Origin of the sequence: Streptomyces sp. NEAU-YJ-81 (assembly GCF_017592595.1) — a bacterium.
GTDB lineage: Bacteria > Actinomycetota > Actinomycetes > Streptomycetales > Streptomycetaceae > Streptomyces > Streptomyces hygroscopicus_B.
In genome coordinates, this window is the sequence record NZ_JAGFNO010000121.1 from 1 (window position 1) to 1,008 (window position 1,008).

The 1,008-nt window shown below is 70.5% G+C and carries 1 protein-coding gene; it reads right to left on the reverse strand.

All coding sequences use genetic code 11. From position 1 onward, the window contains the following. The coding region (locus J5X86_RS50190) for a polyketide synthase dehydratase domain-containing protein (protein ID WP_308125003.1) at positions 1-965 on the reverse strand (965 nt) is incomplete at its 3' end. Positions 966-1,008 lie beyond the last annotated feature (43 nt).

Sequence of the window (1,008 nt, forward strand, 5' to 3'; positions counted from 1 at the left end):
CTCGCCAACACCAGACTCCGCACCCCATGCACCGCCACCAGATGCCGCGCCACCACCGCACCCAACGCCCCCGTACCACCCGTCACCAACACCGTCCCACCAGAACGCACGCCGCCAACACCACCCGCCCCGGCCTCGGGCACCTCCACAACACGGGTGAGGCGCCGCAGGAAACACGCTCCCGAGCGGACCGCTGCCTGGGTCTCATCGGCGGCGAACAGGGCGGGGACGAGAGTGCTCAGCGTCGCGTACGAGGACGTCTCGTTGTCGATGTCCACCAGCAGGATGCGCCCGGTGTTCTCCGACTGCGCGGTGCCGATCAGTCCCCATACGGCGGCGACGGCAGGGTCAACCCGCTCACCCGGGTCGACGGCGACCGCGCCTGTGGTCAGCACGACCATCCGCGTGCTGTCCAGCACTGGTTCGGTCGACCACGCCTGGACAACCTCCAGTACGCGGCCGGTCAGCTCACGTACGTCTCCGGTGTCGGTCACCTCGACGGTCACGGCGTCGAACGGGCCGCCGCGCTCGGCCAGTGCGCGTACGTCCTCGGCCGTGGTCACCCGCACCGTGTTCAGTGGGGTGCCGTCCGGCGTCAACGCCGTCTCCTCCCATGTCGGACGGAGCAGACGGTCGTGTGTCGAGGCGGTCTTGAACTGCCCGGGCTCGACCGGGCGGGACACCATCGAGCCCACCGAAGCCACCGGGGCACCGGACTCATCGGCCAGGTCCAGGGTCAGGGTGTCCTCTCCGGTGGGGACCACCCGTACCCGCAAGGCCGTGGCACCCGTGGCGTACAGCGCCACATGGCGCCAGACGAAGGGAAGAGCTGTCCGCTGGTCGGCGCGTTCCGCACGGTGTTGGAACGCGGCCGCGTGCAGGGCCGCGTCGAGAAGTGCCGGATGCAGTCCGAACCCCGCCGCCCGGACCCGATGCTCCTCCGGCAGCGCCACCTCCGCATACACCGCACCATCCAACCGCCACGCCGCCCGCACCCCCTGAAACACC